13 protein-coding genes are annotated in these 15,584 nt (G+C 64.4%); 8 read left to right on the top strand and 5 right to left on the bottom strand.

Translation table 11 applies throughout. The features are described from left to right. The 5 genes from EN780_RS12580 to tssH form a co-directional block, all read right to left on the bottom strand. Nucleotides 1-452, bottom strand: a 452-nt coding sequence (locus tag EN780_RS12580) for an ABC transporter ATP-binding protein (protein ID WP_133372606.1), incomplete at its 3' end; no start/stop codon positions are given. A 59-nt stretch (nt 453-511) separates the two neighbouring features. Continuing rightward, nucleotides 512-1,351 (bottom strand): carbohydrate ABC transporter permease, encoded by an 840-nt coding sequence (locus EN780_RS12575; RefSeq protein ID WP_127309206.1) that lies wholly within the window; start codon nt 1,349-1,351, stop codon nt 512-514. Nucleotides 1,352-1,354: 3 nt separating this feature from the next. Continuing rightward, complete coding sequence (locus EN780_RS12570) at nt 1,355-2,296, bottom strand: sugar ABC transporter permease (RefSeq protein WP_245499943.1); 942 nt, start codon at nt 2,294-2,296, stop codon at nt 1,355-1,357. A 48-nt stretch (nt 2,297-2,344) separates the two neighbouring features. Further along, nucleotides 2,345-3,880: an extracellular solute-binding protein gene (locus EN780_RS12565; RefSeq protein ID WP_245499942.1), complete on the bottom strand. Its 1,536-nt coding sequence runs from the start codon at nt 3,878-3,880 to the stop codon at nt 2,345-2,347. Between the two features lie 558 nt (nt 3,881-4,438). Next, entirely contained in the window at nt 4,439-7,276 is a 2,838-nt protein-coding gene (tssH, locus tag EN780_RS12560; RefSeq protein ID WP_128274033.1) for a type VI secretion system ATPase TssH, read from the bottom strand. Between the two features lie 334 nt (nt 7,277-7,610). Between tssH and tssA the strand changes: the two genes are divergently transcribed. The 8 genes from tssA to EN780_RS12520 form a co-directional block, all read left to right on the top strand. Next, on the top strand, nt 7,611-8,786 hold the full coding sequence (gene tssA / locus EN780_RS12555) for a type VI secretion system protein TssA (protein ID WP_128274031.1): 1,176 nt from the start codon (nt 7,611-7,613) through the stop codon (nt 8,784-8,786). Nucleotides 8,787-8,792: 6 nt separating this feature from the next. Further along, a complete protein-coding gene (gene tssB / locus EN780_RS12550; RefSeq protein ID WP_127285563.1) occupies nt 8,793-9,332 on the top strand; it encodes a type VI secretion system contractile sheath small subunit in 540 nt (179 codons plus the stop codon). Nucleotides 9,333-9,335: 3 nt separating this feature from the next. After that, nucleotides 9,336-10,844, top strand: a complete 1,509-nt coding sequence (tssC, locus tag EN780_RS12545) for a type VI secretion system contractile sheath large subunit (RefSeq protein WP_127285564.1) — start codon at nt 9,336-9,338, stop codon at nt 10,842-10,844. Nucleotides 10,845-10,893: 49 nt separating this feature from the next. After that, nucleotides 10,894-11,349 (top strand): Hcp family type VI secretion system effector, encoded by a 456-nt coding sequence (locus EN780_RS12540; RefSeq protein WP_127285565.1) that lies wholly within the window; start codon nt 10,894-10,896, stop codon nt 11,347-11,349. Continuing rightward, a complete protein-coding gene (gene tssE / locus EN780_RS12535) occupies nt 11,336-12,091 on the top strand; it encodes a type VI secretion system baseplate subunit TssE (protein ID WP_127285566.1) in 756 nt (251 codons plus the stop codon). Before EN780_RS12540 ends, tssE begins: the two co-directional genes overlap by 14 nt. A gap of 1 nt (nt 12,092) precedes the next feature. Next, nucleotides 12,093-13,967, top strand: coding sequence for a type VI secretion system baseplate subunit TssF (gene tssF, locus EN780_RS12530; protein WP_127285567.1), 1,875 nt, complete (start codon nt 12,093-12,095; stop codon nt 13,965-13,967). Beyond that, nucleotides 13,931-14,998 carry a type VI secretion system baseplate subunit TssG gene (gene tssG / locus EN780_RS12525; RefSeq protein WP_128274029.1) on the top strand — a complete coding sequence of 356 codons (1,068 nt, stop codon included), beginning with the start codon at nt 13,931-13,933 and terminating at the stop codon, nt 14,996-14,998. Before tssF ends, tssG begins: the two co-directional genes overlap by 37 nt. Beyond that, nucleotides 14,995-15,584 (top strand): FHA domain-containing protein (locus EN780_RS12520; RefSeq protein WP_128274027.1); only part of this gene is annotated, 590 nt, incomplete at its 3' end. The genes tssG and EN780_RS12520, both read left to right, overlap by 4 nt.

Raw genomic sequence — 15,584 nt, 5'->3', positions numbered from 1 at the left:
TCGGAGCCTACCTCGACCGCAAGCCGGGCGCGCTGCCGCTGTCCGCCCGACAGCGCGCCCGGCTTGCGGTCGAGGTAGGCTCCGAGCTCGACCATGTCGGCGGCCCGGCGCACCCGCGCGTCATGCTCGGCCTTCGGGATGCCGCGCATCCTGAGCGGAAAGCGGATGTTTTCGTAGACGGTCATGTTTGGATAGAGCGCGTAGCTCTGGAACACCATCGCCACGTCGCGGTCGCGCGGATCGAACTCGTTGACCAGTTCGCCGTCGATCCAGATTTCGCCCGAGCTCAAATCGTTGAGGCCGGCGATCATGCGCATCGTCGTGGTCTTGCCGCAGCCCGACGGCCCGAGGAAGACCATGAACTCCTCGTCGCGGATATCGAGGTCGACATTGTCCACGCCGACGACCGATCCCCACCCCTTGGTTACCTTCTTGAGCTGAATCTGAGCCATGTTCGTCTTTCCGGTTCTTTCTTTGGCCGCGCCGGAGCCCTTTGGGCCGGCGCGAAATCTCAGCCCTTGACCGCGCCCATGGTCAGGCCTCGCGACAGGTGCTTCTGGATCAGCACGACCAGAAGCATGATCGGCACGAAGGCGAGGAAGGCGACAAGCGCGATCGCGTTGTAGATGATGCCGTCGGACCCGCCGGTGAAATTGGCCAGCGCCACGGACAGCGTGTAGGCGTTCTTGGTCGACGCGATGAGCAAGGTGAAGAGGAACTCGTTGACCGCGAAGATGACGGCGATCACCGCCGCGGTGATGATGCCCGGCAGGCACATCGGCACGATGATCGACACCAGGATGCGCAGGTCGGACGCGCCATCGGTGCGGGCCGCATCCTCGATCTCATGCGGAATGTCGAGCATGTAGGAGCGGATGATCCAGGTCACCAGCGACAGGTTGATCGCCGCATAGACCAGCATCAGCGCCCAGACCGAGTCGAGCAGGCCAAGCTGGCGGAACAGGAAGAAGATCGGGATGGCGACGATCGCCGGCGCCATCATGCGGGTCGACAGGATGTAGAAGCCGATGTCCTCGCGGAACCGGTAGTTGTAGCGGGCGAGCGAATAGGCGGCCGGGATCGCGAGCAGAAGATCGATTACGACGCTGCCGCCGACCGCCACGACCGAATTGCGCAGATAGTTGCCCATCGGCCAGTCGGTCCAGATCATGTCCCAGGCATCGAGCGACAAGCTCGGCCAATAGATCGGCTGGGCGGCGATGATTTCGGTCCTCGGCCGCAGTCCGATCGACAGGAACCACAGGATCGGGGCCAGGCAGAACACCGCCCAAGCGCCAAGCACCAGGTAGCGCAGCAGCAGGCTTTCGGAGGATTTCGCTTTGGCGGCCATGGGCTATTCCCGTCCCGAGCGGAAGAAGCGTTTCACGAACAGCTGCGCGACGATGACGGTCATTGCCAGCATTACCACCGAGACGGCCGAGGCGTAGCCGAAGTTGAAGGTCTTGAAGCCGATGCGATAGATGAAATAGCTGATCGTCTCGGTGGCGCCGCCGGGCGTCCCGCCGGTGATGATGAAGACCGAGGCGAACATCGTGATGATGTCGATGGCGCGCAGGATCAGCGCGACGACGACGATCGGCATCATCAGCGGCAGCGAGATGTTCCAGAAGATCTGCCGCCATTTGGCTCCGTCCAGCCGCGCCGCCTCCTCCATCTCGGCGTCCTGGCCCTGCAGCGCGGCGACGAAGATGATGAACAGGAAGGGCGTCCACTGCCAGACGTCGGCGACGATCAGCGTCAGCCGGGCAAGCCAGACCGAACCCAGGAAATCCAGGTTGCCATCGATCAGCCCCAGCCGCATCAGCAGGTCGCTGACGACGCGGCCGTCGTTGAAGGCAAGCTTCCAGATGAAGGCGACGGCCGAAGGCATGAACAGCATCGGCATCAGGAAGATGATGCGCCACGACCGCACCCAGGGATCGCGATAGGCGAAGGCCGCGATGCTGATGGCGATCGTGCACTCGAGCGCGAGCGCGATCGCGCCCATGACAAAGGTGTTCCACAGCGCCTGCCAGAATTCGGGATCCGACAACAGCTTGCTGTAGTTGTCGAAGCCCGCGAAGGTCCAGTTGTTGAAGCGGACGTGGAAGAAGCCCTGATAGATCGCATAGATGCCGGGATAGAGCGTGATCCCCAACAGGAAGATCACCGAGGGCGCCACCAGAAGATAGGGAAAGGCCTTGCGGCGCCACCGGCTCCGGAGTCGGAGCCTGACGCCGGGATGAGCGGCCTTGGCCGCCCATCCTGTACTGTTCTGGACCGCGGAGTCCTGCATTACGTGAAGTCTCCCTGGACCAGTCGGCAAGCCAGCATCGTTCAATCGTCAGACCGGCGGGGTCTTGCCCTTGCCGGCCCAGGTCGCCGGAGCCACGGCGGCGTATTTGAAGGGTTCCTTGTCCGAGAAGAAGCCATTCTTGGTCATGATCTCCTTCCAGGCCTTGGCGCCGGCATCCAGCGCCTCCTTCGGCTTCGCCTGGCCGACGATCGCCTTGTTGATCTCGTTTCCGAGCGCCTGTTCCATCTCGAACATGCCGGGAATGCGCGGCGCGCACCAGGCATAGTCCAGCGAGTCCGCCCAGACCGCGGCGGGCTGGGAAACCGACCGCAGCTTATCGTTCTTCAGCACCGACTTGTAGCCCGGCGCGACGCCATTGGCGTTGGCCTCGTTCATCGCCATGATCGATGCTGTGGTCAGGAAGGCGAGCATCAGGAAGGCGCCCTCCGGGTTCTGCGACGTGGCCGTCACGCAGGAGGTCGATCCGGCAATGTTCGGCGGCGCGAAGCGGACGCCTTCGATCTGCACGCGCGGCTCATAGATGGTGAGCACGTCGCCGACGATGCGGCTCTGGTCCGGGCGTGTCGCCTGGGTGCCGGAATCCTGCCAGGAGATGTTCATGGCGAGCTGGCCGCCGAGCCAGGCGGCGCGGTTTTCGCCCCAGCCCCATCCGGCAACGCCTTCAGCCGAAGACGCCTTCAGCGCCAGGATGGTTTCCAGCGCCTTGACGCCGGCATCGCTGTTGAAGACCGGCTCCCAGGAATCGTTGAACAAATCGACGCCGTGCTGTGCGGCGATGTGCTCCCAGGTGTAGGTGGACCAGAAGCCGCGGGCGCCCATCAGGCCGACGCCGGCAACGCCCTTCTCAACCTTGTTGAGCTCCGCCGAAAGCCGGATCATCTCGTCATAGGTCGGCACGGTCAGCTTGGTGTCGGCATCCTTGCCCGTCACCTTCTTCAGGAGCGACGGACGCACATGCACCATCTGGATATCGCAGTCGAACGGGATGCCGTACAGGCCCTGGTCGCCGAAATAGCCGTAGTTCAGGCGATAGGTGTCGTAGAAGTCGTCGAGCGGCAGCTTCCACTTCGCGGCATAGTCGTCGAGCTTGGCAAGGAAGCCCGGGCCGGCGAAGTCGCCGAGCCACGGCGAGAAGAACTGCAGCGCGTCGAAGCTGGCGTTGCCGGAGATGAACTCAGCCAGCACCTTGTCGTACATCGAATCGTCCGGGATCGGCACCAGCTCGACCTTCATGCCCGAAAGCTGCTCGAAGGGCTTCAGCCCGTCCGCGGCCGACTCCATGTCGGCGGCGCCGATGGCGAACTTGACCGTCTTGCCGGAGAATTCGCTGCGCACCTTCTCCCAGTCGACGGTGCGGATCCAGTCCTTCGCGGGATCCCAGAGCTCATCGCCATCGGCGAGCTTGTAGAGATCGCGGTATTCCTTCTTGACGTAGCCGCCGACATTGATCTTGGCGAGAATGTCGGCGGGGTTCGCGGCTTCCTGCGCGAAGCTGCGCCGCACATTGAACAGCGACACGCCGCCGGCCGCCACAGCTGAGGCGCCAACCGCCGCCGTCGACATCAGAAACGACCGACGCGATACATCCTTCCTACTTCCAATAGGCATTGCAGATCCTCCCAAACGCCCGCCAGAAAAATCATGCACCGTTGCGGGCCGACGACGATGCTAGCTTCGCGGACAGGGCCGTTGCGGACCCTGCATTGATTCAACCAATCACGCCATATCTTGCCCGGGCCGCGCGGAAATCGGTCCACGCCGGTGCAATCCCGAAACAACACGAACAGACATGTGACTGGGCCTCCCAACTCCCCCGATTTCAGCCGAGGTCGCTTGCCTCTGCATGAACATCGTTATTCTCACAAAGTCAAATGTTCATATCAGCGGGGCGTTGTCAATACGCTCTCGACGGACTTCCGCGCATCTTGGCAAGGCGAGCGCCGGCTAGGGATTGCGTGCGGGAAGTGGCGGAATTCGGCGTGCTGTCATCCGCCTTCGCCCTCACCGATGGCCGCGCCAATGCAACGCCTCCCGATCCGTCCAGACCGGGCCGGTGAGCAGGGCCTTGCCGGTCACGTCCAGACCGGGGGCGATGGCCGCCCCGCAGGCGCGTTGGTGTGACTATTCGAACGAGTAGGTGAACCCGTCCGCGGAAGCGCCGACGGTCACTTTCGTCATCTTGGCGCCTTCCAGCGAACGGTTCAGGACGCCACGGCTCAGTTCCGGCAGCAGCGTGTTGGTCAGGATGGCGTCGATCATCCGTCCGCCGGATTCGATCTCGGTGCAGCGCGCCTTGACCAGATCCATGACGCCCTCGCCGATCACCAGCTCGGCATCGTTGGTCGCCCGCAGCCGGCGCGCGATCTTGCCGAACTGGTGCCGGGCGATCGCCTCGATCATCGAGTCCGAGAGCGGGTAGTAGGGGATGGTGACGACACGGCCGAGGAAGGCCGCCGGAAAGACTTTGAGCAGCGGGCCGCGCAACGCGGTATCGAGGTCATCGATCCCGGTCCGCACGGTGCCGTTCTTCGTGCGGTCCATGATGACCTCGGAGCCGACATTCGAGGTGAGCAGGATCAGCGAGTTCTTGAAATCGATCCGCCGGCCCTCGCTGTCGTCCATCATCCCCTTGTCGAAGACCTGGAAGAAGATCTCGTGCACGTCCGGATGCGCCTTCTCGACTTCGTCGAGCAGGATCACCGAATAGGGTTTCCGGCGCACCGCCTCGGTCAGGATGCCGCCCTTGCCGTAACCGACATAGCCGGGAGGAGCGCCCTTCAGGGTGGAGACCGTATGCGCTTCCTGGAATTCGGACATGTTGATGGAAATAAGGTTCTGTTCGCCGCCATAGAGCGTCTCGGCGAGCGCCAGCGCGGTTTCGGTCTTGCCGACGCCCGAAGGACCGCAGAGCAGGAACACACCCACCGGCTTTTCCGGCGCGCCGAGCCCGGCGCGGCTGGTCTGCACGCGTCTGGCGATCATCTCCATCGCGTGATCCTGGCCGACCACGCGCTCGGCAAGCGTGGCGGCGAGCTTGAGCGCCTTCTCGGTCTGGCTGGACAGCATCCGTCCCGTCGGGATGCCGGTCCAGTCCTGCACCACGGCGGCGACCGCGTTGCGGTCGACGGACGGCAGGATCAGCGGCGTCTCGCCCTGCGCCGCGGCAAGTTCCGCCATCAATTCGCGCAGCCGCGCCAGGTCGGCGGAGGAATCCGGTGGCGAGGCGACGACCTCGGCAACGGGCGCCTCGACCTTGGCTGCCTTCGTTTTCGCGGCCTTCGTCTTCGAGGTCTTGGTTTCCGCGGCTTTCGCCTCCGACGCCGTGGCCTCGGTTGCCTTCTTCTCGGGCGCCTCTGCTCCCGTCGCGGCAGCCGTTTCGTCGCCGGCAGCGCCCTCGGCGTCCACCGGATCGAGCGGCACGCCCTCGCCGCGCAGCCGTGCGCGCAGCTCTAGGATCTCGGCCACCAGCGCCTTTTCCCGGTCCCAGCGTGCCTGGGCGGCGGACAAAGCGGCTTCGGTTTCGGCCAGGCCGGCCTCGACCTTGGCCTGCCGGTCGGCCACCTCGATGCCGATTGCCGCCTCGCGGCCGATGATGCCGCGCTCGACTTCGAGCGCCTGGCGGCGACGCAATATGTCCTCGACCTCGGCCGGCGTGGCATGCTGCGAAACGGCGACGCGGGCGCAGGCGGTGTCGAGCAGGCTGACCGCCTTGTCCGGCAGTTGCCGCGCCGGAATGTAGCGATGCGACAAGGCAACCGCCGCCTCGATCGCCTCGTCCAGGATCTGCACCTTGTGGTGCTGTTCCAGGACGCCGGCGACGCCACGCAGCATCAGCACGGCCACGACTTCCGACGGCTCATCGATCTTGACCACCTGGAAGCGACGGGTCAGCGCCGGATCTTTCTCGATATGCTGCTTGTATTCGGCCCAGGTCGTGGCCGCGATGGTGCGAAGCTCGCCGCGTGCCAGGGCAGGCTTCAAGAGGTTTGCGGCATCGCCGGTTCCGGCGGCACCGCCGGCGCCGATCAGCGTGTGCGCCTCGTCGATGAACAGGATGATCGGCGTCTCGGAGGCCTGGACCTCGTCGATCACCGCCTTCAGCCGCTTCTCGAACTCGCCCTTGACGCTGGCACCGGCCTGCATCAGCCCGACGTCGAGCATGCGCACGCTGACATTCTGCAGCGTTGGCGGCACGTCGCCTTGTGCAATGCGGAGCGCAAAACCCTCGACCACCGCGGTCTTGCCGACCCCGGCCTCGCCGGTCAGGATCGGGTTGTTCTGCCGGCGTCGCATCAGGATGTCGACGATCTGCCGGATCTCGGGATCGCGGCCGACGACCGGATCGATCTTGCCGTCATGGGCGCGCTGGGTCAGGTCGGTGGCATATTTCGCCAGCGCCGAATCCCCGCCGGGGCCGCGTTTCATCGGCGTCTCCGTGGCTGGGGTGGCCGGGGCAGCGCCGGCCTCCAGCGAACCTTCCATGACATCGGCGAAGCGGGAAATGACACCGTCCGCATCGATCCGGTCGAATTCGGCGCTGATCTTCGAAACCAGCCCCTCCAGCACCGGCGTCTTCAGGCAGGCAAGCAGGATATGGGAGCTGCGCACCTCTTCCACGCCGAACTCCAGCGTCGCCAGGTTCCAGCCTTCCTGGATGGCGTGGAAGATGTGGTCGGAGAATTCCTCCACCGAGGTGGCGCCGTAGGGCAGCTTGTCGATGGCGCGGGTCATGTCCGCCGTCAGCCGGCTGGCATCCAGCCCGGCATCGGCGACGATCATCTGTACGTCCGAGCGCTCCGACAGCACCAGTTGCTGAATGAAATGGACGAGTTCGACATAGGGATTGCCGCGCAGCTTGGCCGTGTCGGCCGCGGCCTTGAAGGCACGCACCCCCGTGGCATTGAGCTTGGCGACCAGTTCCTTGCGCTTGAAGCTCTGCGATGACCGGCGCTGTTCCATCGAACGTGCTCCCGAAATCAGCCAGCCGATACCCTGCCATAGAAGCGGCAGGTTGACAAAGCATGTGATGGACGATGCGCCTCGATCCCCGATTCGGCCGCCATCTTCCGTTTTAAGGAAAGCCCCGCATCCCCAAGCAAACAAACACGAAATTGCCCCCGCCTATGCGACGCATTTCACATACGGCGCCGGACAATCACGCCATGGGTTTCGACGACAGAACGGCCGCGTTTAGCTTCCGTTAGTTTTTGAGCAGTCCTTGAATTGTGATAAAGTGACGCAGTGTGATAACCTCACGTCACGCAAGGTCTAAAGGCCGCTCCTGGGGGTTGGTGTGATTGATCTCGCACTCTGGCTGAATCCTCTCGACGGTGAGAATCCGTCAGGTGAGGATTTGCGCAACGACCCGGCTTTTCATGAGCTGGAGCGCCTGACCGAACAGCAGACCAAAGTCGAGTATGACGATCGCAACAAGCCGTCGGCGGAAGCGATCATCCCGATCGACTGGCCCGCCGTGCTTGCCAAGACCGAGGAATTGCGTCCGCGCGGCCGGGATCTGCGCCTTCTCGTCATCGTCACGCGTGCCCTGGCCAATGAATACCGGCTGGCCGGACTGGCCGAGGGCCTGAGCCTGATTGCGCAGACGTTCGACGCCCACTGGGAAACCCTGCACCCGGCGCTGCGATCCGCTGCGACGCCGCGCGACGCTGCCTTGCGTCGTATAAATGCCCTGCTCGACCTCCAGAACGGCCAGGGCGGCCTGCTGGCTAACCTGCGGCAGATGATCTTTTTCGCGCCGCGCCCGATCGGGCCGATCAGCGGCCGCGACCTTGAACAAGGCGCTCTCGACGAGCGCGTCATGCTCCAGGAGGCGGCATCCGGGCTGAATGCGACCGAAAAGGCAGCGCTTGCAAGTGCCCACAGCCAGTTGTTGAACCGGGTGCGCAGCGGATGCGCGGCGCAGATCGATCAGGCCGGCGCCGAGATGACCTCGCTTCTGGCCGACGCCCGCGCGGCGATCGCCGCTCTCGATGCGGTCGAGACCGCGCTCAACGCCCGCATCGAAGGCAACGGCCCTGCCGTCCCGGACTTGAAACGGTTCCTGCAGCGTTTGCTGACCACGCTGGAAAGGAATTCGGCCGGCGCCACGGTGGCGAATGGCGCGGCCAAAGCATCTCCCTCAACTGCGGAACCGGCAGTGCCTGCTCGAAACGGTCATGGAGCCGATACGATGGCAAGTGTGGCAAGCTACGCGGAACAGAGCACCGGGCTGCCCGACCGGATTTCCTCGCGCGACGACGTCGTCAAATGCCTCGACCTGGTCGTCGCTTTCTATGACCGCACCGAGCCGTCCAGCCCGATCCCGCATCTCGCCCGCCGTGTGCGCCGCATGGTGCACATGGATTTTGTTGAACTGATGGAAGATCTCGCCCCGTCGGGACTGAAGGAATTCCGGCTTCTGGCCGGCGTTCCCGATGCCAAGAAGACGGCCCAGAAGGATGAAAGGTAGCAACACATGCCAGCCGAAAGCAAAGCGAAGGTCATCGAACGAAATCGCGCGCCGCGGGTGCAGATCGCCTACGACGTCGAAACCTACGGCAGCCCGACTACGATAGAACTTCCGTTCGTCATGGGCGTGATGGCCGACCTTTCCGGCGCTTCGCAGACCAGGGAGGCTTCAAAGTCGCTGCTGGACCGCGCCTTCGTCGAGACCGACGCCAACCGCTTCCCCAAGTTCATGGAGGCGATGGGGCCACGCGTGAAGGCGCGGGTGAAGAACACGCTGCCGCAAGCAGAAGGCGCCGAGAAGGACGAGGAACTGGCGCTTGATCTCACCTTCACCAAGATGGGTGATTTCGCGCCGGACAAGATCGCCGAGCAGGTCCCACAACTGGCCGAGATCCTCAAGATGCGTCGCCAGCTCGAGGAGCTGCTCGGCTTCATGGATGGCCGTGTCGACGCGGAGAAGCGCATCGCCCAGCTTCTGAACAACGAGCCGCTTCTGAGCAAGATCGCCAGCCAGGCAATATCTGACGACGACAAGGTTGGGGAATAAGTCATGGCCGAACAGCAAAAGACCGCAGCCGTCACCGCCGAGGCGGAAGCCATCGACCTCGGAGAGTTCAGCGGGCTCCTCGAGAAGGATTTCAAGGTCAAGAAGGACGACAGCGAGAAGCTGCAGCAGTTGGTCCGCAATCTCGCGCTGGCGGCACAGTCCCGCTCCGAGACCACCACCATCTCGTCCAATGCGATCAAGTCGATCAAGTCGCTGATCGCCGGCATCGACAAGATGCTGACCACGCAGGTCAACGAGATCCTGCACGCGCCGGAAGTGCGCGAGATGGAAGGCACATGGCGCGGCCTCTGGTATCTCATCAACAACACCGAGACCGATGCCAAGCACCTCAAGATCCGGGTGATGAACATCTCCAAGGAGCAGCTGGCCGACACGCTCGAGGATTTTGAAGGCCAGATGTGGGATCAGAGCCCGATCTTCAAGAAGGTCTACACGGACGAGTATTCGATGCTGGGCGGCGAGCCGATCGGCTGCATCGTCGGCGCTTACGAATTCTCCAACCATCCGCGCGACGTCGGCCTGTTGCGCAACATCTCGGGCATCTGCGCTTCCGCGCATACGCCGTTCATCGCGGCCGCCTCGCCGCGCCTGTTCCGTATGGACAGCTGGCAGGAACTGCCCAACCCGCAAGACCTGCAGATGATCGTCAACAACCCTGCCTACGCCTCGTGGCAGTCGCTGCGCGAGAGCGAGGATGCGCGCTACATCGGCCTCACCATGCCGCGCGTGCTGGCCCGGCTGCCTTACGGCACCGAGACCGTCCCGGTGAAGGGCTTCACCTTCGAGGAGGAGGTTGAGGGCGACCACAATAAATATGTCTGGATGAACGCCGCCTTCCCGATGGGCGTCAACATCAACCGCAGCCACAAGCTCTATGGCTGGGGCACGCAGATCCGCGGCGTCGAGAATGGCGGCACCGTGCTCAACCTGCCGGTGCATGCCTTCCCGACCGACGACGGGTCGATCGCGATGAAGTGCCCGACGGAAGTCGCCATCGACGACCGCCGCGAGGCTGAACTGGCCAAGCTCGGCCTGATGCCCATCCTGCACCGGAAGAACACCGACCTCGCGGCCTTCATCGGCGCCCATTCGCTGCAGGACGACGAGACGCGTGCCGGGCGACTGGTCGATCCCGACGCGCAGTCGAACGAACGCCTGAGCGCCAATCTGCCTTACCTGTTCCCGGTGTCGCGCTTCGCGCATTACCTCAAGGCCATCGCGCGCGACAAGATCGGGTCGTTCAAGGAACGCTCGGACATGCAGATCTGGCTGACCGAGTGGATCAACCGCTACGTGCTGGCCAACCCGGCCTTCGCCGACGACAAGGCGCGCGCCAAGCGTCCGCTTGCCGCGGCCGAGGTCCAGGTGGACAGCGTGGAGGGCCGGCCGGGCTACTACAACGCCCGCTTCTATCTGCGCCCGCATTACCAGTTGGAGGGCATCAACGCTTCGCTCCGGCTGGTGTCAGAACTCCCGTCAGTGAAGGGTTGAACTGCAGCAATGTGATCTTGTTTCGTTTTGAGAGCGGTGGAGAAAGACAATGCCTGTGAAGATCGATGGATTCCTGAAAGTTCCGGATATCAAGGGTCCGAGCGTGCGAGACGGCCACGAGGACGAGATCGAAATCCATGGCGTCGACTACAAGATGGTCGCGCCATACGATCCGAATTCGCTCTCGCGCCGCGGTCGTGTGGCCTTGGGGATGATCAAGTTCACCAAGCACTACGACAAGTCCTCGCCCTATCTGAAGAAGGCGCTGTTCGAGAACAAGGCTCTCGACGAGGTGGTGTTTTCCGCGCGGCGGACCATCGACGGCGAGACCAGCGACTATCTGGTCGTCACGCTCACCGACGCCTCCATTATGGAATACGACATGCAGCAGGCCGAGGACGAAGCCGACCTGATCGAGGAGGAAGTCAGCTTCGCCTATAAGAAGATCAAATTCGTCTACGACAAGGACGACGAAATCGAAATGGATGTCTATGTCGGCAAGTGAGGTCCGGCGGCCCGGCGCGAACAAGCCGCGGCTTGCTGGCAGTTCGCGAGCGACGCGCGAGGCGGTCCAGCCCTCTCTCTGGGACCGCCTCGTCAACGACCTGCCCGGGCTGACCTCCGAGATAGACGGGCTGCGCCAGCTCCTGCAGGACGAGCTTGGCGCGGACCGCCTGGAGACATTTCTTGCCGGTAGCGCGCGGGCCATCGACGCCGATGCGGAGCTGACACCTGACCAGAAGCGGCGCCTGCACCGTTTGACCTTCCAGACCCAGCATCGCGCCGAGATCGAGAGCCGCGGCGTGGTGGTGTCGGCGCGCGTGCTGAGGGAGGCCGTGCGGCGCGACATCGAGGCCCTGTTCAACACCGAGCGCTTCGAATCCGTTCCGCTGTTTTCCGATCTCGAGCGCGAGCAGGCGTTGGACGATCCGCCGTCGCTGGCGGATTTTCCGGAAGTCCGCCGAAGCGTGGTCAACTACGGCGTGCCTTCCTTCTCCGGACGTTCATCGCGCGACTTCGACCGCGACGTGCTGGCGCGCGAGATCCGCGCGGTGCTCGCCACGTTCGAGCCGCGCCTGAAGGAAAGCGCCACCACGGTCACCGTCACTCTTGGCGACAAAAGTGTGGGTCTGAAGATCGAGATAGACGCGGTGCTGATCATGACGCCGACGCCGGAGCGGCTGCGCCTTCGCACCACGATCAATCTCGACAACGGCCTGGCGCGGACCGAATTCGGGGAAAGCTGAGATGGATCGGGTCTTCGTAGAATATTACGAGGAGGAACTGACCCATATCCGCGGGCTGGCGGCGGAATTCGCCGACATGCATCCGGCGATCGCCCGCAACCTTTCTCTCGATACGGTGCCGTGCCCGGACCCCTATGTCGAGCGCCTGCTCGACGGTGTGGCCTTCCTCGCCGCGCGCACCCGGCTGAAAGTCGATGCCGAGCGCTCCCGCTTCACCCGCGCCGTGCTCGACGTCCTCTATCCCGATCTGGTCACACCGGCGCCCGCGACCGCGATGGCGGTGCTGAAACCCGGCCAGCAAGTCCAGTCGATGATTGCGGGGCATGTCGTCAAGCGCAACACCAGGCTGGTTTCCAGCCTGCAGCCCGGCCTGTCGACACGCTGCACCTACACCACCGCGCAAGAAATCACGCTGTGGCCGATCGCGGTCAGTTCCGTCAGCTATTTCCAGGATCGCAGCGGACTGGCGGCGGCCGGTATCCCGCCGATCGGCGGCGTGGCCGGCGAAGCTGCGCTGCGCGTGGCATTCACCCGGACCGGCAAAGGCAAATTGAACGAGCTCGCGCTCGATCGGCTTGATCTCTATTTGGCCGGCCGCGCCAAGGCGCCGCTGATTTTCGACGCCATTTTCGGAGCCTGCTCGGCGGTTGGCGCACGGGCCGAAGGCAAGACCAATCCGATATCGCCGCTGCCGGAGCCCGAAATGGTCGGTATCGGCGACGACGAAGCCTTGATGCCCCGTACCCGCCCGACATTCGAAGGCTACCGCCTGCTGCGCGAATATTTCATGATGCCCGAACGCTTCCACTATGTGCGGGTGTCCGGCCTGCAGCCCGTCATGCGCAAATGCGACGGCGGGCTCGAGATCATTTTCATGTTCCGGCGCCCGGTGCCCGAGCTTGCCGACCTCACGCCCGCCGATTTCGAACTCTTCGTCACCCCGATCATCAATCTCTTCGAGCGCGAGTGCAACGTCGTCGAGCTCGACCCCCGCAGGACGCGGCAAGTGCTGCATGCCGACCGCACGCGCGCGCGCGACTTCGAGATCTACCGGGTCACGCGCGTCGAGGACGCCGAGAGCGAAGGCAGCGACGCCGAAATACCCGAGCTCTTTAGCCTCGGGCAAAACCGCGGCAGCGGCTGGGTCTATTCCACCGAGCGCCGCCCGCGCCGGGCGACCGAGGATGAGCGGCGCGATGGCCTGACCCGCACCTCCTACACCGGGGACGATGTCTTCCTGGCGATCTCCCGTCCGGTCACAAGCCCGGCGAACCGGGCCATAAGGCGGCTCGACGTGATGGCGCTTTGCACCAATCGCGACCTGCCGATCCTCGACGACACCCCAACGCTGACGCTGGAGACGGCCGATCCGGTCGAGGCCGTCAGGCTCATCGGCGCGCTGCGGCCGCCGCAGCCGGCGATCCCCGCCGCGTTGCCCGCGGGCGCCGAAGGTGAATCGAGGGCCGACAATCTCGCCTGGCGGCTCGTCGCCCAGCTCGGGCTCAACTTTCTCAGCCTCGCCAAGGAGGGTCGCGGCATCGATCCGCTCCATGCCTTGCTCGACCTCTATGCCGACCGGGGCGATCCAGGCCTTGCCCGCAACGTGCATTCGATCGTTCGCATCGACTCGCGCCCGGTCATCGAACGGCTGCAGATCGACGGACCGATGTGCTTCGGCAGAGGCACGGAAGTGACCTTGCATGTGGACCAGTCCGTGCTTGCGGGGCAAAGCACGCTGCTGCTTTCGGCCTTGCTTGCGCGGCTGTTTGCCCGCCACGCCGGGATAAACGGCTTTGTGCGGACCCGTACACGGCTGCTGCAGAAGCAGGAGGATGTGCCATGGCCGATGACGCCCGGCAATCGCTACCTGATCTAGACAAGGTCGGACCGGACCGGACCGAAGATTTGTCTCAGTCGTTCGACTTCTTCGAGCTGCTGCGCCGGCTTGAACGCAGAGGTGGCCTGTTCGGCTATTCCGGCCGCTTGGAACGCGAGCCGGCAAGGCTCGGTCAGCATGTGCGCCTGAGCTTTTCGGCCAGGGACGTAGTGGACTTCCAGGAAGCAGCCGACAACGCGCCGGCGCGGGTCACGGTTGCCAATCTTGGCCTGATGGGACCCGAAGGCCCGCTGCCGCTGCATCTGACCCGCTGGGTGCTCGATCGCCTGTCGCAGCGCTGGTTCACCGGCGCCGATGCCAGGCAGACCAGCGACACCACCTTTGTCGACTTCGCCAACATTCTGCAGCATCGCATGATTGCGCTCTACTACCGGGCCTGGGCGGATGCCCACCCGGCGGTGCAGGTCGAAAGGGCCGTCGGCGGCCGGGTTCGTGCAATGCTGGAAGCGATGGCCGGCATTGGCCTTCCCGGCACCCAGAACCCCGAGCTCGACACCGTCAGGCTGCGCCAGGCCGCTTCGCTGGCCAGCCAAGTCGACGGCCCCGAGCGGCTCACCCTGTTCCTGGCCGAAGCCTTCAAGGTGCCGGTGCAGGTCAAGGAGTTCATTGCTGCCTGGATACCGCTGCCGGCCGCGCTGCAGAGCAGGCTTGCCAAGGCCTACGCGGTCCTCGGCCGCGGGGCGACGATCGGCCCGCGCGTTTTCAGCCGCCAGAGCCGGATCGAGCTGCGCGTCGGTCCGCTCGGCCTGGAGGATTTCAAATCTTTCCTGCCGGGCGGCCGGCGCCTGGCGCTGTTCAAGCAGGCGGTTCGCGAGATGCTCGGCGAAGCGCTCGACGTCGACCTGCGCATCGTGCTCGCGCGCGAGGCCGTGCCGCCGCCGCGCATCGGAACCGTCCAGCTTGCCCGCACCGCCTGGCTTGCGCGGCCCGCCGAAAGGGGGGATGCTGACGATCTGCGGCTGCGCACGATCGTCGGATGGCGGCCGGAGATAGCGGGGGTCGCGGCATGAGTCTGCTGCTTACGCTGGAGCAAGGGCCACGCACCCAGGCGGTAAGGCAGACCCGGCTGGACGAGGGTGAGCTGGTGATCGGCCGCAGCGCCGACGCCGGCTGGCAGATCGACGATCCGGACATGTTCGTCTCGCGCGCCCATTGCAAGATCACCGGCGGGCAGGACGGCTATTTCGTCACCGACACGTCGAGCAGCGGGCTGTTCATAAACGATTCCGACAGCCCGCTCGGCGCCGGACGGTCGGCGCGTCTGCAAAGCGGCATGCGGCTGAGGCTCGGCGACTACATACTGTATGTCGACCTGCAGACGCCAGCCATGCAATCGCCAGCAACCACCACCCAGCCGGTCGCCGAACGGTCGCCGCCCGCGTCCCGCGCGCCGTTGAGCATCGGCAACGACGATTTCTTTTCGGCCAGGGCGGAAGAAGAGCCGCGGCGGCCGCGTCCGGCCGATCTGCCCAACCCGTTCGAGCAGCCGCTGCCGGGAGCATTCGAACGCGCCAACGCCAACCAGGGCAGTTCGCAGGCCTTCGACGACCCGTTCAGCCTCGACCCGGTGCCATCCCTCAACGGTGCGGCCGAAGC

Source organism: Mesorhizobium sp. M4B.F.Ca.ET.089.01.1.1 (assembly GCF_004022605.1).
Lineage (GTDB): Bacteria > Pseudomonadota > Alphaproteobacteria > Rhizobiales > Rhizobiaceae > Mesorhizobium > Mesorhizobium abyssinicae.
The sequence above is the reverse complement of the archived record's forward strand: the minus strand, read 5'-3'. Positions and strand labels throughout refer to the sequence as shown.